At 70.3% G+C, this 26,250-nt stretch carries 19 protein-coding genes; 9 read left to right on the forward strand and 10 right to left on the reverse strand.

Annotated elements, in window-relative coordinates; translation table 11 throughout:
- Window positions 1–116 precede the first annotated feature (116 nt).
- The 4 genes from EAS64_RS21535 to EAS64_RS21550 all read left to right on the forward strand — a co-directional run bounded on the left by EAS64_RS21535 (window position 117) and on the right by EAS64_RS21550 (window position 4,051).
- Complete coding sequence (locus tag EAS64_RS21535; protein ID WP_145855420.1) at window positions 117–602, forward strand: hypothetical protein; 486 nt, start codon at window positions 117–119, stop codon at window positions 600–602.
- A gap of 21 nt (window positions 603–623) precedes the next feature.
- Window positions 624–1,196 carry an RNA polymerase sigma factor gene (locus EAS64_RS21540; RefSeq protein WP_222849495.1) on the forward strand — a complete coding sequence of 191 codons (573 nt, stop codon included), beginning with the start codon at window positions 624–626 and terminating at the stop codon, window positions 1,194–1,196.
- Window positions 1,189–2,070: an anti-sigma factor family protein gene (locus EAS64_RS21545; protein WP_145855424.1), complete on the forward strand. Its 882-nt coding sequence runs from the start codon at window positions 1,189–1,191 to the stop codon at window positions 2,068–2,070. Before EAS64_RS21540 ends, EAS64_RS21545 begins: the two co-directional genes overlap by 8 nt.
- 115 nt (window positions 2,071–2,185) lie before the next feature.
- Window positions 2,186–4,051 (forward strand): protein kinase domain-containing protein, encoded by a 1,866-nt coding sequence (locus EAS64_RS21550; RefSeq protein ID WP_145855426.1) that lies wholly within the window; start codon window positions 2,186–2,188, stop codon window positions 4,049–4,051.
- On the opposite strand, the gene EAS64_RS21555 is transcribed toward EAS64_RS21550, so the two are convergent.
- Together EAS64_RS21555 and nhaA are read right to left on the reverse strand one after the other, a co-directional pair.
- The gene (locus EAS64_RS21555; RefSeq protein ID WP_246115799.1) at window positions 4,028–5,272 is read right to left on the reverse strand and encodes an amidohydrolase; all 1,245 of its coding nucleotides are present in this window, start codon (window positions 5,270–5,272) and stop codon (window positions 4,028–4,030) included. The genes EAS64_RS21550 and EAS64_RS21555 overlap by 24 nt on opposite strands.
- A gap of 41 nt (window positions 5,273–5,313) precedes the next feature.
- A complete protein-coding gene (gene nhaA / locus EAS64_RS21560; RefSeq protein WP_145855428.1) occupies window positions 5,314–7,299 on the reverse strand; it encodes a Na+/H+ antiporter NhaA in 1,986 nt (661 codons plus the stop codon).
- A gap of 136 nt (window positions 7,300–7,435) precedes the next feature.
- Between nhaA and EAS64_RS21565 the strand changes: the two genes are divergently transcribed.
- Both EAS64_RS21565 and EAS64_RS21570 read left to right on the forward strand, forming a co-directional pair.
- Window positions 7,436–8,533, forward strand: coding sequence for an alpha/beta hydrolase family protein (locus tag EAS64_RS21565; RefSeq protein ID WP_145855430.1), 1,098 nt, complete (start codon window positions 7,436–7,438; stop codon window positions 8,531–8,533).
- A 109-nt stretch (window positions 8,534–8,642) separates the two neighbouring features.
- Window positions 8,643–10,328 (forward strand): acyl-CoA dehydrogenase family protein, encoded by a 1,686-nt coding sequence (locus tag EAS64_RS21570; RefSeq protein ID WP_145855432.1) that lies wholly within the window; start codon window positions 8,643–8,645, stop codon window positions 10,326–10,328.
- Between the two features lie 247 nt (window positions 10,329–10,575).
- Here the strand turns inward: EAS64_RS21570 and EAS64_RS21575 are convergent, their stop codons facing one another.
- Genes EAS64_RS21575 through EAS64_RS21590 form a run of 4 tightly spaced genes read right to left on the reverse strand, consistent with a single transcriptional unit; the run spans window position 10,576 to window position 15,499 of the window.
- Entirely contained in the window at window positions 10,576–12,084 is a 1,509-nt protein-coding gene (locus EAS64_RS21575) for a glycoside hydrolase family 3 protein (protein ID WP_145855434.1), read from the reverse strand.
- The gene (locus tag EAS64_RS21580; protein WP_145855436.1) at window positions 12,081–13,013 is read right to left on the reverse strand and encodes a carbohydrate ABC transporter permease; all 933 of its coding nucleotides are present in this window, start codon (window positions 13,011–13,013) and stop codon (window positions 12,081–12,083) included. The genes EAS64_RS21575 and EAS64_RS21580 overlap by 4 nt, the downstream gene beginning before the upstream one ends.
- Complete coding sequence (locus tag EAS64_RS21585) at window positions 13,010–14,068, reverse strand: carbohydrate ABC transporter permease (RefSeq protein ID WP_187366088.1); 1,059 nt, start codon at window positions 14,066–14,068, stop codon at window positions 13,010–13,012. Before EAS64_RS21585 ends, EAS64_RS21580 begins: the two co-directional genes overlap by 4 nt.
- Before the next feature lie 21 nt (window positions 14,069–14,089).
- Window positions 14,090–15,499, reverse strand: a complete 1,410-nt coding sequence (locus tag EAS64_RS21590; protein WP_145855439.1) for an extracellular solute-binding protein — start codon at window positions 15,497–15,499, stop codon at window positions 14,090–14,092.
- Window positions 15,500–15,822: 323 nt separating this feature from the next.
- On the opposite strand from EAS64_RS21590, the gene EAS64_RS21595 reads away from it, so the two are divergent.
- Both EAS64_RS21595 and nagA read left to right on the forward strand, forming a co-directional pair.
- Window positions 15,823–17,073 carry an ROK family transcriptional regulator gene (locus EAS64_RS21595; protein WP_145855441.1) on the forward strand — a complete coding sequence of 417 codons (1,251 nt, stop codon included), beginning with the start codon at window positions 15,823–15,825 and terminating at the stop codon, window positions 17,071–17,073.
- Between the two features lie 87 nt (window positions 17,074–17,160).
- Complete coding sequence (nagA, locus tag EAS64_RS21600; protein WP_145855443.1) at window positions 17,161–18,321, forward strand: N-acetylglucosamine-6-phosphate deacetylase; 1,161 nt, start codon at window positions 17,161–17,163, stop codon at window positions 18,319–18,321.
- 142 nt (window positions 18,322–18,463) lie between these two features.
- Here the strand turns inward: nagA and EAS64_RS21605 are convergent, their stop codons facing one another.
- Complete coding sequence (locus EAS64_RS21605) at window positions 18,464–19,666, reverse strand: S1C family serine protease (RefSeq protein ID WP_145855444.1); 1,203 nt, start codon at window positions 19,664–19,666, stop codon at window positions 18,464–18,466.
- A gap of 319 nt (window positions 19,667–19,985) precedes the next feature.
- The gene (locus tag EAS64_RS21610; RefSeq protein WP_145855446.1) at window positions 19,986–21,584 is read right to left on the reverse strand and encodes an APC family permease; all 1,599 of its coding nucleotides are present in this window, start codon (window positions 21,582–21,584) and stop codon (window positions 19,986–19,988) included.
- Window positions 21,585–21,937: 353 nt separating this feature from the next.
- Between EAS64_RS21610 and EAS64_RS21615 the strand changes: the two genes are divergently transcribed.
- Window positions 21,938–23,641, forward strand: coding sequence for a DUF885 domain-containing protein (locus EAS64_RS21615; protein WP_246115800.1), 1,704 nt, complete (start codon window positions 21,938–21,940; stop codon window positions 23,639–23,641).
- 69 nt (window positions 23,642–23,710) lie between these two features.
- Here the strand turns inward: EAS64_RS21615 and EAS64_RS21620 are convergent, their stop codons facing one another.
- Both EAS64_RS21620 and EAS64_RS21625 read right to left on the reverse strand, forming a co-directional pair.
- Window positions 23,711–24,679 (reverse strand): amidohydrolase family protein, encoded by a 969-nt coding sequence (locus EAS64_RS21620; protein ID WP_145855448.1) that lies wholly within the window; start codon window positions 24,677–24,679, stop codon window positions 23,711–23,713.
- Window positions 24,680–24,882: 203 nt separating this feature from the next.
- A complete protein-coding gene (locus EAS64_RS21625) occupies window positions 24,883–26,094 on the reverse strand; it encodes an MFS transporter (protein WP_187366089.1) in 1,212 nt (403 codons plus the stop codon).
- Window positions 26,095–26,250: the final 156 nt, after the last annotated feature.

The following is a 26,250-nucleotide window of genomic DNA, read 5'->3' on the forward strand; positions in this document are numbered from 1 at the left end:
GCAACAGCGCCGGCCAAACCCGGTCCGTGGCCGGCCAGACCCGGCCCGGGGAGGGCGTGCAGGCACTCCCCGGGCCGGCCATCGGATCTTCCTGACACACCAAGGGGGTAAGTGTCATGTTCAACCGCGAAAGCGTCATCGGGTTCCTGCTCCGCAGGCCGGGTGCGCTGAACTCGCAGATCGCCCGTTGGGCCGTCCTCGCGCTGACCACGACAGGAGCTGGTTTTCTCGTCTGGTCCGGCGTGATCCACCTGATGCTGTGGTCGGACGGCTACAAGGACATCAGCGTGATCGGGCCGCTGTTCCTGCTGCAAGGCATCGCGAGCATCGTCATCGCGGTGGCCGTCGTGGCGTTTCGCTGGCTCGCGCTGCTCGTCATCGGCGCGGTGACCGGCGTCGCGACCGCCGTCGGGCTGCTGCTCAGCGTGAACGTCGGGCTGTTCGGTTTTACCGAGAGCCTGGCATCTCCCTACGCGGAGCTCTCCCTGGCGGTCGAGTTCACCGCCGCCTTCGTGCTGCTCGTCGCCGCGTGCCTGCTCGCGTTCGCACAGCCGGCCGCGCAGGTAGTCGGCCGACGGTCACCGGTGCCGACACGTACCTGAGGCACGCGGACAATGGGCATCATGAGCACGGCAGGCGACAGGCAGTCCGATGAGTCGCTGCTCGCCGGCCTCGGCGCGGGCGACGCCGAGCCGGCCGTGGCGTTCGTCCGCCGCTTCCAGCGGATCGTCTTCGGCGTGGCGCTCGCTGTCACCGGCGACTCGGCCACTGCGGAGGACGTCGCGCAGCAGGCGTTCGAGCAGGCGTGGCGGCACGCGTCGGTGTACGACTCCCGGCGCGGTTCGGTCAGGACATGGCTGACGACGATCGCACACAACTTGGCGATCGACGTCGTCCGTGCCCGCTCAGCGGTGCCGATGGACCCGGATGACCTGCCGGTGCTGCTCGCCGCGATGACCGACAGCCCGGAGCGGATGGCGGTCGCCAACGACAGCGCCGAGGGAGTGCGACGGGCCCTCACCCGGCTGCCCGAGCCTCAGGCGCGTGCGGTGGCCATGGCGGGGATATATGGCATGACAGCACGACAAATCGCCGATACTGAGGGAATTCCCCTCGGTACCGCGAAGACGCGGATAAGAGACGGCATGCAGAAACTGCGGGCCGCCTTCCTCCCGGAGGAGGCGGGAGATGAGTGAGCTAAACGACATGACATGCCCAGAACTGGCCGACGCCGCCGCCGAGCTGGCGCTCGGCGTGCTGACGGGTCGCGAGCGCGCGATCGCGATCGCGCACCTGGACGGGTGCGACGCGTGCCGCGAGCATGTGCGCCAGCTGATGGCCACCGGCGAGCAGTTGCGGGAGTTGCTGCCTGCCGCCGAGCCGCCTGCCGGATTCGAGATCCGGGTGCTTGAGCGGCTCGGGCTGCCGGCGCCCGCGGAGCACGAGGTGGCGCAGGACCCCGAGGACGACGACGAGCAGGAGACACGTCCGTCGCCGATCCCGGCAAGAACGCTTACGCCGCGGCACCGGGAGGCAGGCAGGGACACGAGGCGTCCCGGCGCCGAACAGCCCGGCGCGCCCCAGGCCAGACCCGACGGCGCTGGGCCAGACGGAAGCAGGCCCGGCGGAACCAGGAGGCGCGGTCCCGGCCGGATGCGCCGGATGCTGGCAGCCGGCGGGGTGGGTCTCGCCATCGTCGTGGCGGGCCTCGGCGGCTGGCGGGTAGGCGTGGCCAACGCGCCCGCGGCAGTGTCCGCGAGCGGGCCGCTGACCTCAGGCAACCTGGTGTCCGCGAACAACAAGCAGGTCGGGCAGGTCTTCCTCTACTCGTACTCGGGTAAGCCGGAATGGCTATACATGTCCATCGACATGGGCTCCGGCAACGGAGAGGTGACCTGCCAGGTTATCGGCGAGGACGGCCGGGTCACTACGATCGGCTCATTCCGGCTCGCCGACGGGCAGGGCGCGTGGGGCGCCCCCGCCCCGGCATACCTGGGGGACCTGAGCGGGGCCCGGCTGGTCGACAACAACGGGACCGTGATCGCCACCGGCACCTTCAACACCGCATAACGTCAGTCGGCCTCAACCGCGCAAGTCCAGCGGCACAATCCAGACGAATCGATCTAGACTGAATGAACGTCACAGTTTCGGTCGCGTCGATCCAGAGACTGGTGCGAGGTGGGGCATGGCCGTCGGACCGGGAACGATCCTCGACGAGAGATACCGGGTCGATGAAGTGCTGGGCAACGGCGGCATGGGAGCTGTCTGGCGCGGCCATGATCCCAGGCTCAACCGCAAGGTCGCGATCAAGGTCCTGCGGAGCGATCACCCAGATCCCCAGCTGATCAGCCGCTTCCGGCGCGAGGCAGAGATCCTGGGCAATCTCAATCATGCGGGGATCACCGTCGCTTACGACTGCGGACAACATGACGGGCAATTTTTCATCGTCATGGAATTGCTTGAGGGCAGTGACCTTGCCGCGATACTCGAGTCACGTTCCGGCGGACTGCCTGTGGCCAGGACGGTGGCGCTCGCGGTCCAGGCGGCGAAGGCGCTGGCCGCAGCCCACGGCAAGGGCGTAGTGCACCGCGACATCAAGCCGTCGAACCTGTTCATCGTGAGTGACGACCACCTCAAGCTCTGCGACTTCGGCATCGCGAAGTGGGTCGGCGGTGACAGGACGCGTACCCAGCCCGGGCTCGTCATGGGAACCCCCGCGTACATGTCGCCGGAGCAGAGTGGTAGCGCCGACGCAGCGGACGAACTCTCAGACCTGTACTCGCTCGGCTGTGTCGTGTACGAAATGCTGACCGGCTTCCCGCCCTTCGGCAGGGCCCATGACTGGGCGAGGGTCGACCGGTCCCAATGGGACGTACCGCCCCAGTCGCCCCGCGGCATCGAGCCCGTTCCGCCGGAGCTCACCTCCCTGATCCTCGGGCTGCTCCAACGGGACCGGACCAAGCGGCCACGGTCAGCGTCCGTCGTCGCGGAAAAGCTGAGAGAGATCGAGACCGGACGAGTGGGCGGCCGCCGTCGACAGGAACAACCACGGGGGCAGGAGGCACCTCGCGCCGACCGGCCGCGTAACGCGCCGCCGCCACACCCCATCACGGCTGCGGAGTTGCGCGCGATGGGACCCGAGAGCGCCGCGGACTACCTTGAGAAGGTCCGCTCCCCTGACACGGCGGCCGACGCGCTGAACGACATGAAAGACGACGAAGTCGCGGCGATCTTGAGGCTGCTCAGTCACGCCCGGGCCGCAGCCTTCCTGGAGGTCCTGCGGGAACCTGTGCACGCGGCGCGGATCCTGGGGCGGGTGGGCTCAAAACAGCAAGCCGGCATCGCAGCCAGCTTCCGCAAGCCCAATGTGACCGGACTGATTCTCGACGCCATGCCGCCGGCAACGGCCGCAAGGCTGACGGCGTCGCTTGAGGAGCGGTTTCTCGCTCACGCGCTCGTGGTGATGGAAAGGTCGCACGCCCTCGATGTGCTCGACGCTATTGACATGGGCCGACGCAAGATCGTCATGGAGCACCTGATGTCAGCCGACGACGCGGGAGTCCTGCACGCCCTTGCCAAGGTGCGGCTGTCCGAGGCGGAAAAACGCATTAGCGCCGCCCAAGCTCGCGCTCAGTTGCAGGCCGCCCGGCGCCAGCGGCAGGCAGAACTGCTGCCGTGGTCAATATCCGTCGCGAGTTCGGCCTGGCTGCTCGCCGCGACCACGGTCGCGTTTGACGTCGGCGCAACTGCCTTGAACTGGGAATCCTGGCCGTGGCTGTTTCTATTCATCCCGGTCGCCCTGCTTTCGGTGACAGGTGCGATCGCCGCGGTGAGCGCTCGGTTCACTCAGGTGCGCATGGCCGCCCTGGCAGCAGCACTGTTCCTGACGGCCAGCGCAGCGGCCGTCCTTCTCGTGCTGCGGGCGGTGCCGGGGGATGTCGGCATCCCCCTGGTCGTGGTCGCGCCACTGATCGGTGGCACGGTCGTCACAATCCAGTTGGGCAATGAAGATGCTCATCGGCGCACCTTATGGTGCCGCGAAGACGCCTGACCGGGCCGTGTAGTCGTAGCGGTACACCTCGCGCCCGCCGATCCAGGCCTGCTCGACCCGGGACATGACATCGAAGGGATCGCCCGACCACAGCACCACGTCGCCGTCCTTGCCGGGAACCAGCGAGCCGATCCTGTCATCGACGCGCATGATCCGTGCCGGGTTGATGGTGACCGCACGCAGCGCGGTCTCCCGGTCCAGGCCCTCCCTGACGGCGAGCGCCGCCTGGACGATCAGCAGGTGAACCGGGACCACCGGGTGGTCGGTCGCGATCGAGATGGTGACCCCGGCCGCCGCGAGCAGCCCGGGGTTGGCCATCGTCCGGTTCCGCAGCTCGACCTTGGACCTGGCCGTGATCAGCGGACCGGTGACCACGGGGACGCCGGCGGCGGCGATCTTGTCAGCGATCAGGTAGGCCTCGGTGCCGTGGTCGATGACCAGGTCGTAGCCGAACTCCGCGGCAAGCCGCAGCGCCGTCGCGATGTCGTCGGCGCGGTGGCAGTGCTGGCGCCAGGGGATCTCACGCCGCAGCACGCGGCCAAGCGCCTCGAGTTTCAGGTCGCGTGGCGGTGGAACCCGATCCCGTTCGGATGGATCTTCTCGGGATTTCTCCAGGTAGTTGACCGCGTCCACCAGCGCGGCGCGAATCGCGGCGGCGGTGCCGAGGCGGCTTGACGGGTTGACCCGGCGCTCGCCGAGCACCCGCTTGGGGTTCTCGCCGAGCGCGGACTTCATGCCGGCGGGGGAGCGGAGCACCATGTCATCCACGGTCCGGCCCCAGGTGTGCATCGCGACCGTCTGGCCGCCGACTGGGTTGCCCGAACCGGGGGTGATGCCCGCGGTCAGCACGCCGCCGCCGATCGCGTCGCGGAACCCCTCGTCGGCCGGGTTGATCGCGTCCAGCACCCGGACCTGCGCCTGGATCGGGCCGGTGAGCTCGTTGGTGTCGTGGCCGGCCCAGCCCTCTCCCTCCTCGCGGGCGCCCAGGTGGGTGTGCGCGTCGATCAGCCCGGGCAGCACCCAGCGGCCGCCGGCGTCGATCACCTCCACCCCCGGCGGAACCTGGATGCCGGGGCCGACCTCGGCGATCCTGCCGTCGATGATCAGCACGGTGCCGCCGTCGATGGGCTCGCCTTCGACAGGGACGACGTACCCGCCCGTGATCGCGATGCTCCGGCCGCTCCGGTCGTCAAGCGTCAACGCCACCGCCCCTTCGGTCAACGGATTCCTGCTGACTAACCGGTCGTATCACAGCACACGGGTCATACGGCTGACCGCTCGCCGATGACCGCCCGCGCCTTCGCAGCCCGCACGGCCTCCTTCAGCGCGGCCAGGTCGAACGCACCGTAGTAGCGGTTGCCGTTGATGAAGAACGTCGGCGTGCCGGACACGGTGGCCAGGTCCGCGGAGTCCACGTCCTCGGCGACCCGGTAGGCGCCGGAGTGCTTGCGCAGGTCAGTGGTGAACCGCGCCGTGTCGAGTCCCAGGTCACGCGCGTACCGGATCAGGTCGCTGAAGGTGAGCGCGCCCTGATGGTCCATCAGTGCGTCGTGCATCTCCCAGAACGCGCCCTGCGCGTCCGCCGCCTCCGAGGCCTCCGCTGCGAGCTGCGCGTGCGGGTGCACGTCGGTCAGCGGCAGGTGCCTGAAGACGAAGCGCAGCTCACCGTACTCCCTGATCAGGCCGCGCACCGCCGGCTCCGCCTGGCCGCAGTACGGGCACTCGAAGTCGCCGTACTCGACGAGCGTGACCAGGGCGTCCTCGCGCGGACCGCGGATGTGGTCGCGCTCGGGGTCGACGGGGACGGCCAGGTCGGTGAGGGTCCCCGTGGTGCCGTACAGCGCGCGCAGCCTGGTCCGCGGCGAGAGCCGGCCCATGCCGCGGAACACCAGCCAGGTGAGCAGCGTGGCGCAGATCGCGCCGGAAAGCACCCCGAGCTTCGCCTCGGCCAAGTCGTTGCCCGTGAAGGCGAGCGAGGCGATGAGCAGCGACACCGTGAACCCGATCCCGGCGACCGTGCCGACACCGAGCACCGCGCCCCAGCCGACGGGCGGCGCCAGACGGCGCTTGGTCACCTTGCTCACCAGCCACGCGATGCCCGCGGTGCCGAGCGGCTTGCCCGCGACGTAGCCGATCATGATGCCGAGCGTGGCCGGCGAGGTGTAGGCGTGCGCGAGGAACGACCCGCTGATCTTGATGTCCGCGTTCGCCAGCGCGAACAGCGGGACGATGATGTAGCTGGTCATCCCGTGGTAGCGCTCCTGCAAACGCTCGTTCGGCGAGATCGCGCCGCGCACCGTCTCGCGCGCCTCGGCCGCCAGGCGCGCGGTGGGCTGCTCGCGGAACAGCCGGAACGCGTCGCTCGCCTGCTCGAGGTTCTCCCGAGCCGCCGGGTATGCGCAGGTCAGCAGGCCGATGACCAGCCCGGAGACGATCGGGTCGACTCCGGACTCGAAGAAGGCTACCCACGCGCCCACCCCGATGAGCAGGTAGGCGGGCGGGTTGCGGAAGCCCCGCCTGTTCAGCACGAAGTACGTCGCGAGCAGCGCCCCGCCGATCAGCAGCGGCAGCCAGGAGACGTGGCCGCTGTAGAACACGGCGATGATCGCGAGACCGAACAGGTCATCGACGACCGAGAAGGTCAGCAGGTAGGTGCGCACCCGGTCGGGCAGCCGGCTGCCGCCCGCCAGCGCGAGCGCGCCGAGCGCGAACGCGGTGTCGGTGGAGGCCGCCGCCCCCCAGCCGTGCGCGGTCGGCCGCCCGGCGTTGATCGCCAGGAAGATCGCGATCGGGACCACCATGCCGCCGACCCCGACGCAGAACGGCAGCGCGAGCCGGCTGCGCACCCGCAGCTCGCCCATGTCCCACTCGCGCCGCGCCTCCAGGCCGACGACGAGGAAGAACAGCGCCATCAGGCCCGAGTTCACGAACTCGTGCAGGTTCATGGTGATCGCGTGCCCGGCGACGCGGCCAGACAGCTCGGTCGCCCACAGCCGGTCGTAGCTGCCCCCGGCGACGTTGACCCAGATCAGCGCCGCGAGCGTGGCCAGGGCGAGAATGGTGGCAGAGCCGGTCTCTGTGCGCAGGAAGTTCCGCAGCGGCGTCCGCCCGCTCGACGTCCAGGCTGTGCTCGTCGGCGCCGGCGGCGCGGTCCCGGAGCCGGTGCCGGGGTCGTTGCCGGGCAGATCGGGGCTGGCCTGCCGGACAGTTCCTGCCCGCTCGTCGCTGGCCTGCTGGGGCTCGGTCATACGTCTATTGTCCCTGAAGACTCGTTTTGCTTTTCGCGCTCGTTCGCCACCGCGAGCCAAGGCCGTGCCAGGAGGCGAGCGGGGAAATGCGCCACGGCAGGATGACCCCCGTCGGCGCCGGGCCTAGGATCGCCCCATGACGCCAGACAAACAACCAGAAACGCCCACCGATGCCCGCGTCGCGGGCGCCGCCGCGCACTGGGGTTTCCGATTCATCGCGAACGGCACCGACTACGGCGACTTCATCGCGACCCTGGCGCGGATCACCCGCTGGGCCGACTGGTGCCGGGAATGGGGCGTCACTGCCGCGCACTACGAGCAGCTCGCCGAGGCGGCCGACGATGCGGGTCAGGCCGCCACCGCCGCGGGCGCCTGGCAGCGCGCCGCCCTGGCCTGGCACTGGGGCAAGTTCGTCTTCACCGACGACCCGGTGCAGCAGCGCGCCGCGCACGAGCGGACCGTCGCCTGCTTCCGCAGGGCCGCCGCGGCGCTCACCCCGCCCGCCGAGCTCGTCCACGTCCCCTACGGGAACCACGCGCTGGCCGCCTACCTGCGCGTGCCGCCTGGCGAGGCGCCTGGCGAGGCGAAGGCGCCCGCGGTGATCATGGTCCCCGGCCTCGACTCAACCAAGGAGGAGCTGCAGGCGAACGCGGAGTTCTTCCTCGCCCGCGGGCTTGCCACCCTCGCCATCGACGGCCCTGGCCAGGGCGAGGCCGAATACGAGCTGCCCATCGAGCCCCGCTACGAGAAGGTGGCCACCGCGGCCGTGGATTACCTGTGCGGCCGCGACGAGATCGAAGCGACGCGGATCGGCCTGTTCGGCGTGAGTCTTGGCGGCTACTATGCCGCCCGGGCGGCCGCCTACGAACCGAGGCTGCAGGCGGTCGTCGCCCTGGCCGGCCCGTACCGGCTTGACCTCGGCTGGGACGAGCTCCCGCCGCAGACCAGGGCCACCTTCCAGGCGCGCTCCGGCGCGAAGACCGCCGACGAGGCCAGGGCCAAGGCCGCCGAGCTCACACTCGAAGAGGCGGCCGGGCACATCGCGACACCGCTGCTGATCGTCGGCGGTGGCCGCGACACGATCATCCCCGCCCACCACCAGCAGCGGCTCGCCTCGCGGTTGCCCGCCGCCGAACTGCTGATCTACCCAGACGGCAGCCACGGGGTCACCAACCGCGCGTACGAGTCGCGCTCCCGGATGGCCGACTGGCTCACCGCCAGGCTGGTCCCCTAAATTCGGGATCATCCGGAACGGGTGCGTGGTTCCCGCCACCCCCGCCGCACGTCACATCGTCGCAGGCGCGGCCCGTCAACGACAGCGCCGCGCGCAGGGAGGCCCCGCGATGCCCACGCACCAGGTGACCAACCAGCCGCCGCCGCTCGCCGGCTACGACGCGTCGGCCGACCCCGCGCTGCACGACGCCCTGCGCGCGTTCCACCCGGACGGACGCCAGGGTGCTGGCGCCGCTCCGGGCCCCGACACTCCCGACAGTCCGCAGACCGCGCTGGCCCAGCTGCGCGGCATCGGCCGCCTCGCGGGCAGCGAGCGCGCGCAGGAGCAGGGCAGGCTGGCCAACGAGAACCCGCCGAAGCTGCGCACCCACGACCGCTACGGCCACCGGATCGACGAGGTGGAGTTCCACCCCGCCTGGCATGAGCTGATGACGACGGCGATCGAGCACGGGCTGCACGCGACCCCGTGGCAGGACCCGCGTCCCGGCGCGCACCTGGATCGTGCCGCCCGGTTCTACCTGTGGGGCCAGGCCGAGGCGGGCCACCTCTGCCCCGTCTCGATGACCTACGCGGTCGTCCCGGCCCTGCGGCACGCTCCAGAGCTGGCCGCACGGTACGAGCCGCTGCTCGCCGCCACGGTGTACGACAAGGGCCACCGCCCGGCGGCCGCCAAGCAGGGCCTGACCGCGGGCATGTCGATGACGGAGAAGCAGGGCGGCTCCGACGTCCGCGCCAACACGACAGTTGCGGTCAGCGCCGCGGACGGCAGCTACCGCATCACCGGCCACAAGTGGTTCACCTCCGCCCCGATGGGCGACCTGTTCCTGGTGCTCGCCCGCACGCCAGGGGCGGACCTGTCCTGCTTCCTGCTGCCGCGCGTGCTGCCCGACGGCAGCCGCAACGGCATGCACCTGCAACGGCTCAAGGACAAGCTCGGCAACCGCTCGAACGCCTCCGCCGAGGTCGAGTACTCCGATGCGACCGCCTGGCTGGTCGGCGAGGAGGGGCGCGGGGTGCGGACCATCCTGGACATGGTCAACGCCACCAGGCTCGACTGCGTGCTCGCCGCGGCGACGGGGATGCGCCTCGGCGTGCTGCACGCCGCGCACCACGCGCGGCACCGGAGCGCGTTCGGCAGGCCGCTGCTTGACCAGCCGCTGATGGCCAACGTCCTGGCCGACCTGGCGGTCGAATCCGAGGCCGCCACGGTGGTGGCGATGCGGCTGGCCGCCGCGGCGGACCGGGCGGCGGGCGGCGACGAGCGGGAACGGGCGTTCCGCCGGCTCGCGCTGGCCGCCGTGAAGTACCACGTGTGCAAGCTGGCCCCGGCGCATGCCGCGGAGGCGCTCGAGTGCCTGGGCGGCAACGGCTACGTGGAGGAGTCCGGCATGCCCAGGCTGTACCGTGAGGCGCCGCTCGGGTCGATCTGGGAGGGCTCGGGCAACGTGGCCGCGCTGGACACGCTGCGCGCGCTGACCCGCCAGCCGGAGGCCGCCGATGCCTTCTTCGCCGAACTCGACCTGGCGCGCGGCGCCGATGGCAGGCTCGACGACGCGCTCGACCGGCTGCGCAAGGACGCCGCGGAACCGTCGGAGGCCGGCGGCAGGCGCCTCGCCGAGTCGCTGGCGGTCACCTTGCAGGCGTCTCTGCTTGTCAGGCACGGCCACCCGGCGATCGCTGACGCCTTCGCGGCCACCCGGCTGGCGGCGGGTGGCGGCCGCGCCTACGGCACGCTGCCGCGCGGCGTGTCCTTCGCGGACATCGTCGCGAGGGCGACCCCGGACAACGGCGCATAAATAACCGGCGCCGGGCGGGTCCGGCGTGTTACCCGCCCGGCGCCGTCCTCGGGCCGGGAATGCCGGGCGCAGCGCGCCACGTAATTCCCGGGCCCCCGTCACCTGACAACCCGGGGGACGACCCCCGTACCCCCGCTTGCTGATCGCCCGATGGCAAAGGGCGCCATCGTATCGGGCGCTCAGCAAGCGATTCTCCCGGGGGGACGACCCCCCGTACCCCCCGATGCGGAGGGAGGGTTCCGGAGGGTCAGGCGAGGCCCAGTGCCTCCGCCGCCGCCTGCGCGCAGGCCCGCGAGGCGCCGTAGGTGGCCAGGTAGGAGATCTCGGCCGGCGGCGCCCAGGCGGGCACCCCCATCTCGACGAGGATCAGGTCGGGGCGCGCCTTGACCAGGTCGCCGATCAGCGGGAGCACGCCCCGGGCGTCCCGCACCGCGAGCACCAGGGACCGGCCCTCGGCATCCGCGAGAATCCCGGCCGCCGCCGCCCCGTCGTCGTCGGCCAGCTCGACGCGGTGAACGTCGGCCCACGGCTCGAAGCCCCAGGGGAACCGGCCGGCGGCGATGTTCTCCTCCGGCTCGACCTCGACCACGAGCGGGTCGGTGAGCGGGCCGGGGACCGGGCCTGAGCTGCGCAGCGCGCGCCGCGCGGCGACAAGGCCGATGCCGTCGCCCGCGCCGACCGCGCCGTCGGCCGCGATGCCTGACGCGTCGCGGTCCGCCGTCAGCCGCGCCCGCAGCCCGGCGACCCGCGCGGCCGCCTCCTCGAGCCGCCGCGCGGGGAGCCTGCCCGACGTCACCGCGTCGGCGAGCGCGGAGCGCACCGCGTGGTACATCGCCTCGTCGGTGTCCCGGCCGAGGCAGAGCAGGTCGGTGCCGGCGATCACCGCGAGCACCGCGGCCTCCGGGATGCCGAACGCGGCGCTCGCCGCCTTCATCTCCAACGCGTCGCAGATCACCACGCCGTCGAAGCCGAGTTCGCCGCGGAGCAGGCCGGTGATGGCGGCGGGCGACAGCGTGGCGGGCAGTTCACCGGTCAGCTCGGGCACCCGCAGGTGTCCCGGCATCATGGCGAGCGACTCCGCTTCGACGGCCGCGACGAACGGCGGCAGGTCGCGGACGCGCAGGTCCCGCATCGTCCCGGCCACGGTGGCGAGCTCACGGTGGCTGTCGCCCGCGGTGCTGCCGTGCCCGGGGAAGTGCTTGGCGCAGGCGGCCACCCCGGCCGACTGCAGGCCGGCCACCGCGGCCGCGACGTGCCGCGCGACGAGCGCGGGGTCGGAGCCGAACGACCGGGTGCCGACCACCAGGCTCCCGTCGGGAGCGAGCACGTCGGCGCACGGCGCGAGGTCGGTGTTGATGCCGAGCCGCGCCAGGTCGGTGCCGATCGCCGCGTACACGGACCTGGTGAGTGCCACGTCGTCCACCGCGCCGAGCGCGGCGTTGCCCGGGTAGGGCGAACCTGACGTATACGTCACCCTGGTGACGTCGCCGCCCTCTTCGTCGATGGCGATGATCGGCTCGGCCCCAGCCCCCCCTCGTTTGGCCGCGTCACGCAGTGTCGCGGTCAGGGCGGCGGTGTCTCCGGTCATGTTCGAGCCGAAGAAGGTGACTCCGGCGAGCCCGCGGCCGAGCGCGCGCAGCAGCCACGGGGGTGGCGTCGTGCCGAAGAACGGCGGAATGAGGATGGCGTCGGCGAGCGCGGCGAGCCCCGGGTCGATGTCTGGCTCCAGCGGCTCAACGGAATCCAGAGCCGTCATCCCTTCACCGCGCCTGCGACCAGGCCGCTCGCCAGCCGGCGCTGGGTGAGCAGGAAGAACGCGAGGACAGGAATGGTGAAGAGGGTGGAGGATGCCATGATCGCGCCCCAGTCGGTGGAATTCTGGCCGTAGAAGTACTGCACGTACAACGGCAGGGTGAACTTAGCGGTGTCGGTGCCGAGGAAGGTCAGCGCGAACACGAACTCGTTGTAGGCGAAGATGAACGCGAACACGCTGGTGGAGACGAGCCCGGGGGACACCATCGGCAGCAGGATGTGCCAGAAGCGCGTCCAGGCCCCGGCCCCGTCGATCGCCGCCGCTTCCTCAAGCTCCTTCGGCACGGTCGCCGCGAAGTTGCGCAGCATCCAGATCGTGACCGGCAGCGCGAACGCGGTGTAGACGGCGATCAGCCCGACGAGGCTGTCGAGCAGGTTGAGCTTGCGGAAGTCGATGAACAGCGAGACGACGAGCGCCTGCTGCGGCAGCAGCTGCACGATCAGCAGCATGATCAGGTAGGTGGTGCGGAACCTGAACTTGAACCGCCCTAGCGCGATCGCGGCGAGCAGCCCGACCAGCGACGACACCGCGACCGAGACGATCGTGATGAAGAGGCTGTTCTTGAGGAAGTTCCAGTACGACATCCCGATCACGGAACCGCTGAAGACGTTGCGGAAGTTCGCCAGCGTCGGGTGCAGCGGTATCGGGTGCGGCGTCAGCGAGTACAACTCGCTGGCCGGCTTGAACGCCGTGGAGATCATCCACAGCACGGGAAACAGCGCGAACAGGGCAACGAGCAATCCGGCCAGGTTCAGTGCGGCCTTGCGTGACACGCGGCCGAAGCGCCGGCCACCGTGACCGGACACAGCACGGCTGGACACGGCACGGCTAGACACAGCGGTGCCAGTGCCAGACACGGGGACGGACGTCATGCGAGTGACCCTTGCTTGATGGCGGCACGGACGTACCCGACCGTGACGATGAGCAGGATGATCGTGAGGACGAACGCGGCCGCGGAGGCGAGGCCGTAGTGCGGCGGCTGGGTGAACGCCTGGGAGTACTCATAGAGCCCGAGGTTGTACTCGTCCCGGTTCCCGAGGTCACCGGTGATGATGTACGCCTGGGTGAACATGCCGAAGTCCCAGATCGTCGACAGCAGGGCCAGCACCAGGAACACCGGGCGCAGGATCGGGAACGTCACCTTCCAGAAGGTCCGCCAGGCACCCGCGCCGTCCACCCGCGCCGCCTCGAGCAGCTCGGACGGCAGCGTGCGCAGCCCGGCGAGCACGGTGACCGCGATGAACGGGAAGCCGGTCCAGACCAGCATCACGGTCAGCACGGTATAGGCGGGCAGCGTGGCGTTCGTCCAGGAGAAGCTGGCCCAGTGCGCCCCGCCGCCCAGCCAGGACGGGAGCTTGGCAAGCGCCCAGTCGACGACGCCGCCGTCCGGGTCGACGAGCCAGGCGAAGATCACGCTCGCGGACACCGCCGGCGTCGCCCAGGCGAGCAGCGCGGACACGGACACGAACGTGCGCATCTTCGGCCCGAGCCGCACGAGCAGCAGCCCGACGAGGGTCCCGACGATCAGCGTGAGCGGCACCACGACAAGCGCGAAGTAGACGCTGGTCTTCAGGGACTGCCAGAACTCCGGGTCGTGCAGGATCTGGCTGTAGTTCGAGAACCCGATCCAGTGGGCGGGCAGGACGCCGCTGATCTGCATCAGCCCGTAGTCCTGGAAGGAGAACAGCCCGACCTGGATGGCTGGCCACAGGATCAGCGCGCCGATGACCGCGGTCGCGGGGAGCAGCAGCAGGTAGGGGCCCGCCCCGTGCTTCCTGGTCCAGATGGCGAGCCGCTGCTGGATTGACAGGTGAGAGGCAGCCGATGCCGAACGCCCGGCCGTGTTACGCGAGCCGTCCGGCTCCTGCTCTTGGGGGGTGGAGCCGGCCGGGGAGGAGTTCCCCGGCCGGCTCTGCGAAGAGGTCACCATAGGAAGGTACGGCTAGCTTCAGCTGCCGGTGTTGAGCACGCTCGCCAGCTGGGTGTTGGCGGCAGCCACCGTGGAGTCGAACGGCGCCCCCTGCATCAGCTGCTTGAGCATGGTCGGGATGATGTTGAGCTTGCCGTTGTCCGCGGTGGGCCAGTTCTTGGCGTTCAGCGGAGCGGTCTGCCCGTTCAGCGCCGCCTTGGCGAAGCCAGCGTTGAACGCGCCGCCGGTGCTCTCGCTCTTGGCGATCTCCGCGGAGTAAGGCGAGAAGAAGCCGGAAAGCGTGGCGAAGCTGGTGGAGTTGGCCGGGTTGTCCATGACCGAGATCAGGTCCCAGGCCGCCTGCTGGTTCGGGCTGGTCTTGAAGACCGCGAGGTCGGAGCCGCCGGCGAAGACCGGGGCCGGGTTCGGCCCGTTCTCGCTCGGGATCGGGAAGGACGCGATGTTGGTCGTGTCCACCGAGTTCTTCGGCAGCGTCGCCTTGGCCCACGATCCGTCGATGTACATGTCGAGCTTGCCGAGGCCGAAGTCCTCGTTCGGCCCGCCGGAGGTCGCCCCGGTGACGCCGAGCTCGGTCTCACCGAGGTACTTGGACGAGGAGACCTTGGCGGTGGTGTAGAGGCCGACGTAGTACTTGATCGCCGCTTCGGTCTTCGGGTCGGTCAGGTTGCCGGTCCACTTGCCGCTTGAGTCCTGGGTGGCGATCTGGCCGCCGGCGCCCCAGATGAAGCTGGCGAACGCGTTGGTGTCGTTGGTGATCGCGTCGAAGCCGGTGGTGCCGGGGTAGGCATTCTGCAGCTTCACCGCGTCGGCCTGCAGTTCCGCCCAGGTCGTGGGCGTGGAGGTGATGCCGGCCTTCTTGAACTGGTCGGTGCGGTACCACACGGCGCGCACGCCGCCGAACCACGGCACGGCGTAGGTGGTGCCGCTCTGGGTGTCGTTGGCGAGCATCCCGGAGACCAGGCCCTTGGTGCCGGACCAGCTGTTCAGGTTGCTGTTAAGCGGGGAGAGGATGCCGCTCGCGGCCTCGGTGGGCGTGTCGGTGTTACCGAGCTCGGTGATGTCCGGGATGTTCTTGCCGGAGGACAGCGCGTTGTTCCAGTCCGCGGTGCGGTTGCCCCACGGGACCCACACGACCTTGACCTGGGTGTTGGCGTACTGCGGGAATTCGGTCTTGAACTCCTTGACGACGTTGTCCATCCAGGTGACCTGGGACGGAACGGAGCCGCCCATCCGCCAGACGGTCAGCGTCGCCGGACCTGACGCCGCCGCGCTCGGGGAGGTGGCGGCGCTCGACGCGCCGGCCGGGGTGGTGCTGCCCGTTGCGGCAGGAGTCGTGCTGGTGCTGGAGCTGCAGCCAGCGATTGCCAGCGCCGCAGCGGCGGCGCCCGCGACCGCGCCGAGCGCGGCCGATCTCTTCCTGAGTCCCACTGCTGGCACTCCTTCTGCGAGGGTGATCTTTGCGGTCACACTGATTGAACGACCGATGGCTAGAAACTAACTGGAAACTTTCCTATAAGATAGACCTGTTGCCAGATCTTAACAATGGCCCGCCAAGCTGGTGCTGGTCGTAACCTGCTTGGCTTGCGGCCGTTCGAAGGGGAGACGATGAGGATGACTTCCGGGGGGAACATCTCCCGCGTTCGCCGGGTTGCGCGCCCGATGGCAAAAGCCGCCATCGTATCGGCCACGCAACCCGGCCTTTTTCCCGGGGGGACGACCCCCCGTACCCCCCGTCTGACGGGACCGGCGCGATGACCGCGGCGGCCGACGAGGGCCTGCCGGCCGGGAAGGCGAGCGGGGCGGAACAGCGGCGGACCAAGCCGGGGACGCCGAGCCTGCTGCGGGAGCTGAACGACAGGGCCGCCCTTGAGCTGCTGCTCGCTGAGGGGCCGCTCACCCGTGCCCAGCTCTCGGAGCGCACTGGGGTCTCCAAGGTCACCGTCTCCCAGATGCTCGCCAGGCTGGAAGACCGAGGCCTGGTCATGGTCGCGGGGGAGCAGGCGGGCGGTCGCGGCCCGAATGCCGCCTTGTACTCCGTTGTCCCCTCAAGTGCTTTCGTTGCTGGACTATATGTGGAATCCGACCTGGTCAGTGCCGCCGTTGCGGATGTGACGGGGACCCGGGTGGCCGACGTCAGCGTGGATCCCAACGGAGCCGACGACCCGGTAGGCGTGGTCCGCGAGGCCATCGAGCAGGCCTGCGAGCGCGCCGGGATCGACTTCTCCGCGCTTTCCGCGGTCGTCATCGGCAGCCCCGGCGTTCTCGATCCGCGAACAGGCGCGCCGCGGCTCGCGGTGAACCTGCCCACCTGGCACGAGGGCGTGCTCGACGCGCTGCGCGAGGTGCTGCACACCCCGGTGCTCATCGAGAACGACGTGAACCTGGCGGCGATGGCCGAGCGCGCCGACGGTGCGGCGGCCGGCCTCGACGACTTCGCGTTCGTGTGGCTCGGCGGGGGCCTCGGCCTGGCCGCGGTGATCAACGGCGAGGTCCGCAGGGGCGTCGGCGGCGCCGCCGGTGAGATCGGCTGGATGCCGGTGCACGGCGCGCCGCTGCCCGCGGGGAACGAGCACCCGAGCAAGGCGGGCCTGCAGGCGCTGGCCGGCGGGCTCGCCGTGCAGGCGCTCGCCGCCGAGCACGGCTTCGCCGCCGCCACACCGGGCGACGCGATCGCCGCGGCGCTCGCCGACCTGGACCGCGCACCGCAGGGCAGCGGCGCGGCCTTCATCGACGAGCTCGCGCATCGGGTCTCGATCGGCGTCGCGGCCGTCTGCGTCGTCCTTGACCCGGGCCTCGTGGTGCTCGGCGGCACGATCGGCAAGGCGGGCGGCGCCGAACTCGCCGCCCGGGTCGCCGCCGAGGTGCCGCGGCTGTGCCTGGCCCGCCCGCGGGTGGTGCCCACGTCGGTGCCGGGCGAGCCGGTGCTCCTCGGCGCGATGCAGGCGGCGCTCGCCCAGGCCAGGACGAGCATGTTCACCTCGCTCGGCAGTACCTCCGAGTAGGCCGGTACTCCGTGTAAGGCAGTGTCTGGCGAGTAAGGCAGTGTCGGGTGAATAAGGTGTCTGGCGGATAGGGGAGGTCTTCTGCACATGGGTGTGACCGGGCAGCTCACGGTCGCCGCCGACCGGGTGGTCACCGCCGACGGAGTGCTCGCACCCGGCTGGCTGACCATCTCCGGGGGCCGGATCGCGGCGGTGGGGGAGGGCGAACCCGGTGCGCCCGCCGACCTCCGCGGCCACTGGGCGCTGCCCGGGTTCATCGACATGCACGTGCACGGGGGCGGCGGCGCGTCGTTCACCGAGGGCGGCGCGGACGAGGCGCGCCGCGCCGCCGCGTTCCACCGCGCGCACGGCAGCACCAGGATCATCGCCAGCCTTGTCACCGCGCCTGTCGACGCGCTCGAGCATCGCCTGCGGATGCTGGCGGGCCTCGCGGGCGATGGCGTGATCGACGGCATCCACCTGGAGGGGCCGTTCCTGGCCGCGTCACGCTGCGGCGCCCAGGATCCCCGCTACCTGATCGCACCCCACGTGGCGACATTCGCCCGGCTGAACGCGGCAGCGGGCGGCTGGCTGCGCATGATCACGATCGCACCCGAGTTGCCTGGCGCGACGCAGCTCATCCGGGCCGCGGCCGCCACGGGCGTGATCGCCGCCGCGGGCCACACTGACGCCTCCGCCGAGGTCACCGCCGCGGCGGTCGACGCCGGTGTCAGCCACGCCACCCACCTGTTCAACGGGATGCGCCCGCTCGGCCACCGCGATCCGGGCCCGGCCGGCGCCCTCCTCGACAGGCAGGTCACCTGCGAGGTCGTCGCCGACGGCACCCACCTGCACGACACGGTGATCCGGCTGGCGGCCCGCGCGGCCGGCCGTGACAACCTGGTGCTGATCACCGACGCGATGGCGGCGGCGGGCATGCCCGACGGCCCCTACCGCCTTGGCAGCCTCGACGTGCTGGTCACCGACGGCGTCGCACGCCTGGCGTCAGCCGAGCCCGGCGGCGCCCCTGGGTCCATCGCCGGCTCGACCGCCACGATGGACGCGGTGGTCCGCCACGCCATCACCGCCGCCGGCCTTGACGTCGCCGACGTCGCCGCGGCCGCGGCCGCTAACCCGGCCCGCCGTCTCGGCCTGGCAGCGGAGACCGGCGCCCTCCGCTCCGGCCTCGCCGCCGACCTCATCCTGCTCGACGACACCTTCCGCCTCACCACGGTCATCGCCCGTGGCGTCGAGGTGCCCGCTCCCTAGCCCTAGCACCGATGAATGTACCGTTGGGCCGGCTCCAGCCCAACGGTACATTCATGACGCCGTGCGGCTGCTTGCCGCCAGAATACGGGTGAGGGCCTGCCGCTCGAGGGAATCGGCAGGCCCTCACGTCTCGGTCGGCGCGTTAGGCCGCCGGTCCGGTCCCCAGGGTCAGGGTCGCGGTGTGCGACTGCCCCGAGGTGTCTGTCCAGGCGATCTTCACCTTGTCGCCAGGGTGGTGGCCGACGAGGATCTTCGTGATGTCGGTACCGCTGGTCACCGACTTGCCGTCGAGCGCCGTCACCACGTCGCCCTGGCCGAGCCCGGCCTCCGCCGCGGCCGTGCCCGACTTGGTGCCCGCGAGCGTCACGCCCTGGTAGGGGCCGGACTGGGTGCTCGCGATCTCCAGGCCAAGGAAGGCCGTCGCGCCGATGTGCACCGTCGCGGACGCCTGACCCGCCTCGATCTGCTTGGCGATGTCGAGGGCGGTGTTGATCGGGATCGCGTAGCCCTGCGTCGCCGACCCGGTGCCCGAAGAACCAGAGGACCCGGAGCCGCCGAAGCCGCCGCCGCCGGAACCGCCGCCGCCGAACTGGTAACCGGACGAGGCGGCCGTGTCGATGCCGATCACCTGGCCGTGCTCGTTTACGAGCGGGCCGCCCGAGTCGCCCGCCTGGATGTCGGCATTGGTCTCAAGCAGGCCAGTGAGCTGCTCGGAGGAGCCGGACGACTCGTCGGACGCGGTGATCGACTGGTTGAGCGCGGTGACCGCGCCCGCCGCGACGGCGGGCGTCCCGCCCGTGCCGCCCGCGTTGCCGAGCGCCACCACGCTGTCGCCGACGCCGACCGTGGAGGAGTTCCCCGTCGACGCGACGGTCAGCCCGGACGCCCCGGACAGCTGGAGCACCGCGATGTCATGCGACTCGTCATAGCCGACCACGGTCGCCTTGTAGGTCTTGCCGTTGCCGATGTCGGTGACGCTGATCGACGTGGCGCCGTTGATCACGTGGTTGTTGGTGAGGATCTCGCCGTTGGCGGTGAGTACGATGCCGGTGCCCTTGGCGGTGGCTTCCTGGTAACCCAGCGTGGACGTCACGTCCACGATGGCGGGGTCGACCCGGTTGGCGATCTGCGACGTGGACAGCACTTCCTTTGAGGTCGACGTCGCCGTCGACCCGCCGGAGGACCCGTTGGACAGCCCGATGGCCGCCCCTGCCCCGACCCCGGCGGCCACGATGGCCGTCGCGGTCAGCCCGAGCGCCGTCCGGCCGTAATGCCGGCGCGGCGGCTCTGGTGCCGGGTAGGGCCCGTACTGTCCGTAGGGGTACTGTGCGAATGGCTCACTCATTTGGTCCTGCCACCCCGAATCCGTTCACGGCTCTGCTCTGCGTTCCTGGCTACACACGAAGAATCGCCGTTGAACCTGGGCGGACCCCGAAGGGACCATTAGCCGAACCTACCAGTTGCCTGAAGATTCCCTCAGGAACCTGGAGTTTCGCTCATTTTGCCGCCTGCCCGCCGGCCCAACCAGGTTCCCGGCTACCCGGCGCCGGGTCGGCCATGCGTGGCAAGAACCAGGCATTGAGTGAGAAAAGCCCAGAAAACGCGATTCCCCCGCCGTGCGCCCCTTGCACGGCGGGGGAATCGACCGCATCCGTTCTGGCTGACTACTTGACCGCGGCGGGCTTCTCCGCGTCGTCGCGCATGTGCGCTTCCAGTGCCTTGCCGCCCCGTGAGAGCAGGAAGAACACCGCGCCCACGATGAGCACGATCATCATGACGACCAGCGTGATCCAGTCGAGGTTCATGAACGCCCGCGGGCTGGACAGCCCGGTCGGCGCCACGATGTCCACCAGGATCACCATTAGGTAGGCCGCGCCGATGATGTACACAGGCCAGGCCCACCTGCCGAGCGTGAACTTGCCTTCAGGTACCCAGCCGCGCCGCCGGGCGATCATCACGCCGACGACCGTGAGCAGGAACGACAGATAGATGCCGCTGGTGCCGAAGGACACCAGGGAGACCAGCGCGTTGGTGTGGGCCGGGTAGGTGAACCAGAGGATGTGCAGGTCCTTCGACGGTGAGGCGAACACCAGCAGGACGAACAGCGCCGTCACGACGGAACCGCCGAGCAGGGCGTTGACCGGGGTCTTGAACCTCGGGTGCACGGTGGAGATCCACTTGGCGCCGGGCAGCGCGCCGTCTCGCGCGTAGGAGAACGCTAGCCGTGAGCCGGCCCCCTGGATCGATGTGCCGCAGGAGAAGAACGCGAAGATGACCAAGAGCAGCGCGAAGTCCTGCAGCCACGATGGCAGCTGGGCGAAGATCACCGGGATGCCGCCGCCAGAGACGACGTCGCTGAGGCCCTTGGGGCCACCGGGGATGGCCAGGATCAGTGCCGCTGTGAGGATCAGCGAGGCGAGGCCACCCCAGAGCATCGTGTACCGCATGGCACGCGGCACTTGGCGACCCGCGTCCTTGGTCTCCTCGGACACGTCTCCTGCCGACTCGAAGCCGAAGAAGATATACACCGGTACCAGCACCGCGACGATCAGCACGCCGAGATGAGACCCGCCGAAGTCAAGCCCGAGCGCGTTGGTCTTCGGACTCGCCGCGCCCTCAGTGGTGAACAGGTAGCTGAAGCCGTGGTGGAACCCGTGGATGGCGAGCGCGATCGCGACACCGAGGGTGCCGAGGATCTCGACGTAAACGCCGAACTGGGCGACCCGGGCCATCACCTTGGCGCCGGTGATGTTCAGCCCTGTCTGGATGGCGAGCAGCACCAGCGTGATGATGAGGATGTTCAGGTGGCTGGTCGGGTCGATGCTCCAGCCGAACCAGTTGTTCACCAGCGCCGTGAAATAGCCGACGACGCCGGTGTCCACCGAAGCGACGGTCACCAGCAGCGCGATGCCGTAGAACCAGCCGACGAACCAGCCGTACCGGCGGCCCACGTTGTACTTGCTGTACTGGTAGATGGCGCCGGCGATCGGGTAGTGGCTGGCCAGTTCGCCGAAGATCAGCGCGACCAGCAGCATGCCGGCGACCGGGATCAGCGTCGTCCAGATGTAGGCGGGCCCGCCGAAGCCAAGGCCGTACGCGAACAGCGAATAGATGCCGACGACCGGCGACAGGTAGGTGAACGCGACGGAGAAGTTCGAGAACAGGCCGAGAACCCGGTTGAGCTGGGGGCTGTAGCCGAGACTCGCTAGCCTCGCGTCGTCATCGTCGGTCAGCGCCGACGTCTGCGGCGTGGCCTCTTGCATTGAGGTCCTCCCTCAGTCCTTTTATGAGACCTGGGTCTATAGTGTGATCATTTGGGCTGCTGTGCGCCTTGTCCCCGATGAGCGAGGCCGCTGCCTTAGCGGGAAAAGATATGACCTTATAGGTTTAACGTCAAGGTTGTTTCAGGCAACGATTGCGCTACCCTCGGCCCCGCTCCGTAGAGTGGGCAGCGACGAACGCGCTGCCCTGCTCCGCACGCCGCTCCCCGCACTCCCGGCCCTTGCCCTGGCCGAGATCCGCGGGAAACGGATGGTGATCCGGGGGCAGGCAGGGCATTCGGAACGTGTGCGTGGCGGCCCGCACCATCGGTCATGTCCCCTCATGAGGAGTACACGTGAGCGCAGAAAACGCCCCGGACGGACCAGTGGAACCGGCCGGGGAAGCCGGCCAGCAATTCCGCAAACTCGCCGGGGAGTACCTCGACCACCTGGCCAGCCGCCACCCCGACCGCGCGACAGAACTCGGCGACCACCGCTTCGACGACCGGCTTGCCGACCACCGGGCCGCCGCGCTCGACGACGAGCGCCGCGAGCTCGACGGGTTCGCCGCCCGGCTTGCCGCCATCGATCAGGCCCGCCTCGACCCGGAGCTGCGCGTCGACGCCGCGATGCTCGCCAACGGCGTGCAGCGGCGGATCTTCGAGATCACCGAGCTGCGCGAGCACACCTGGAACCCGCTGCTCGCCAACCCGGGCCAGGCCCTCTACCTGCTGCTCGCCAGGGACTACGCCCCGCTCGGCGAGCGCCTCAATTCGCTGGCGGGCCGCCTCGCCGCAATTCCCGGCGCGCTGGCGGCGGCGCGCGAGTCACTGCGCCAGATGCCGAAGGTGCACCTGGAGACGGCGATCGCCCAGTTCGGCGGGACGATCGGGCTCGCGACCGAGGAGGCGAACGCGGCGCTGCGGCGGGCGACGGACGGCACGGGCGCGAGCCCGGCGGTCGCGGCGGCCGTCGCCGCGGTGGAGCGGGTTCGGCCTGCCGCGCTCGACGCGCTCGCCGAGCACAAGGACTGGCTGTCGGCCAGGCTCGCGGGTGATGACCACGCTGGCCGCGGCGGATTCGCCGACCCGCGGATCGGCGCGGATCTATTCGCGCGCAAGCTGGCGCTCACGCTGTCCGCGAGCGCGGACGCCGGAGCGGTGCTTGCCCGCGCCGAGGCCGACCTGGAGCGCGTCACCGAGGAGATCACCGCGGCGGCCGGCCGGCTCGGCGGCACCCCGCGCGAGGTGCTCGGCAGGCTCGGCGCCGCCGTGCCGGACGAGGCGACGATCCTGGCGTTCTGCGCGCAGGCGCTCGAGGCGCAGACCGCGTTCGTCCGCGCCCATGACCTGGTCACGCTGTACGACGATCCGGTCGAGATCATCGACATGCCGGAGATCGACAGGGGCGTCGCGGTCGCGTACTGCGACCCGCCCGGCCCGCTAGAGCCGGTGCCTGGCGCGACGTTCATCGCGGTCTCGCCGACGCCGAAGGACTGGACGCCGCAGCGGGTCGCCTCGTTCTACCGCGAGTACAACAGGCACATGGTGCACAACCTGATGGTGCACGAGGCGATGCCAGGCCACTATCTCCAGCTCCAGCACTCGCGCCGGTTCAGCGGTGCGACCCGGCTGCGTGCGGCGCTGTGGTCCGGGTCGTTCGTCGAGGGCTGGGCGGTCTACGCCGAGGAGCTGATGGCCGCCCACGAGTACCCGGGCGAGGGCGACCCGAGGGCGGTCCGCATGCAGCAGCTCAAGATGCAGCTGCGCATGATCATCAACGCGATCCTCGACGCCCGGGTGCACGCGCACGGGATGACCGAAGCAGAGGCGATGGCGCTGATGACCGGCCCCGGCTTCCAGGAGGACGGCGAGGCGGCGGGCAAGTGGCGGCGCGCGCAGCTCACCTCGGCGCAGCTGTCGACCTATTACGTCGGCTACACCGAGGTCGCCGACCTGGCCAGCGACCTGCGCGAGCGCGGCATGTCCCAGCGCGCCGCGCACGACGCCATGCTCGGGCACGGCTCACCGCCGGTGGGGCTGCTGCGCGACCTGGTGTAAGCGCTCTGCCGTAACCGCTCTGCTGGAATCGCTCTGCCGCATTCTCTGGCCGTGTGCGCTGTGCCTGGTCTACGCCAGGCGCAGCAGCGCCGCCGCGTTCTCGCCGGCCACCTTCGCCTTATCGGCCGGCGAGAGCGGCAGCGCGTCGAGGAACTGCCGCCCCTGCCAGTTGGCGGCGAACGGGTAGTCCACGCTGAACAGCACCCGGTCCACTCCGAACACCGACAGGGCGCAGGCCGCGGGCGGCAGGCTGAACATCCCGCTCGTCGTCACCCACAGGTGCCGCAGCAGGTAGTCGGAAACCTCCTCGTCGAGCCCGGTCACCGCCCGCGGCATCATGTCGTCGACCCGGTGCAGCATGAAGGGAATCATCTCCCCGTCGTGCCCGATGATCACCCGCAGGCCCGGATGCCTGGCGAACGTCCCTGCGGCGGCGAGCCGCAGCGTGGCAAGACCCGCCTCGGCGTGCCATCCCCAGGCGTTGGTCGCGAGCGCCCCGGCGGCCGGGGCGGGCAGCCCGTCGAAGTACGCCGCGCGCACCGCGGCGGGCGGCGGCGCGGGATGCAGGTACAGCGGCACGTCGAGCGCCTCGAACGCCGACAGCAGCGGCGCGTACCGCGGGTCGTCGAGGAATGCGCCGTTCAGCCCGATCGTGCTGTGCACCAGACCGCCGGCGAAGCCGAGCGACTCCACGCAGCGGGTCAGCTCGACGGCCGCCGCGGCAGGCGAGGCGGTCGGCAGCGTCGCGAACCCGGCGAGCCGCCCCGGGTGCGCCGCGATCGCCGCGGCCAGCCGGTCGTTGGCGCGCACCGCGGCCTCGATCCCCGCCTCGCCCGCCATGGCCTGCGCCGCGGGCTGGGCATGCGACAGCACCTGAACGTCGATCCCCGCGGCATCCATGTCCGCGATCCGCGCGGCGCCCACGTCCCGCAGCTCGGCATCGAGCCGCGCCCCGCCGGCCCTGGCCAGCACCCCCGTCCCCGGGGCCGCCGCGAGTTCATCGGTCCAGAAATGCTCCTCGAGAGCAATCGTTCGCATAACCCCATCATCCCGAACGGGTGCGGCATCCTCGCCCACGGCCACGCGCCTGCCCGGGCGTGCCAGCAGAAAGCAGTGCCAGCCGAAAGCAGTGCCAGCCGAAAGCAGTGCCAGCCGAAAGCAGTGCCAGCAGAAAGCAGTGCCGGCCAAAAGGCAGTGTCGGCCAAAAGCAGTGCCGGCCAAAAGGCACTGCGAACGGGTCCTCAGGTCTCCGAGGCCGGCATCCGGAACCCGGACAGCGGCGACGGCAGCAGCAGCAGCGAGCCCGCGACCCCGCCGATCACCGCGATCCACAGGGTGTGCCGCACGCCGAGCATCTCGCCGAGCATGCCGCCGAGCAGCGCGCCGGCCGGCCGGGTGCCGTAGTTGATCGCCTGGAAGGCGCCGGCCACCCGGGACCGCAGGACGCCGGGAATCAGCACGCCGAAGATGGCCGCGCTGCTGATGTCGAGCACCATGACGCCGAACCCGCTCCAGAAGCAGGAGGTGAACAGCATCAGGAGGATCAGCGTCCGGTGGCCGGGCGGCGCGAGCGGCACGAGCGCGCGCGGCAGGGTGAACACGAAGCAGCTCGCCACGTAGACGAGCCCGGCGCCATGCCGCGAGGTCAGCCGCTTGCACAGCACCGAGCCGAGAATTCCGCCGACCGAGGCCGCGCCGAGCACCCCGCCGAGCAGCCCGGGCGTGAGCCCGAGCATGCGCACCGCGTAGAGCATGAACAGGGCCTGGAACATGACGTTGAAGAAGTTGACCACCGCCACGCCGGTCAGCGAAGCGCGGACGATCGGCGACCCGGCGATGAACCGCATGCCCGCCGTCACGCCGTCTTGCTTGTCGGCCGGCGGCTCGACCGGCCGGATCGAGCCGAGCTGGGCGGCGGAACCGAGGAACGACAGGGCGTCCACAAGCACCGCGACGGGCGCGGTCAGCGCCTGAACCAGCAGTCCGCCGACCGAGGGGCCGCCGAGCAGGGACAGTGCCCTGCTGCCGTAAAGCAGCGACTGGCCGTCGACGTACTTATCCGGCTGCACGATGGACATGAAAAGCGTTCCGTCGGACACCGTGAAAAGCACGGAGAGCGCACCTGCCGCAAACGTCACAATGCACATCTGCGCGAAGGTCAGCACGTGCAGCTTGTAACACAGCGGAATGGTCGCGAACGCCACCGCCCGGCCGAGGTCCGCGAGGATCATCGCGCTGCGCCGCTTGCCGCGCCGGTCCACCCACGCGCCGGCGTGCAGCGCGAACAGCAGGCTCGGTAGCCATTCCAGCGCGGTGAGCACGCCCATTTGATAGGACACGGCGTGCAGCACCAGGACGGCCGTGAGGGGCACGGCGACCGACGAGACTTGGTCGCCGAACATCGACACCGTCGACGCACCCCAGTACCGCCGGAAGACCTGGTCCCGCAGCAACGCCGGTATCAGATCACGGCTCCCCGCCCCTGCTTTCATCGCCATCAAAGCGTAGATGCAGAATCGTGACAATGCACGCGTTCACGGTCATCTCGCAGCGCGCAAGCTACGCGCCTGCGCGTGAACCCGGCAGATCTTCACATTATGGAAATAGCG

The organism is Trebonia kvetii (assembly GCF_007827045.1).
Lineage (GTDB): Bacteria > Actinomycetota > Actinomycetes > Streptosporangiales > Streptosporangiaceae > Trebonia > Trebonia kvetii.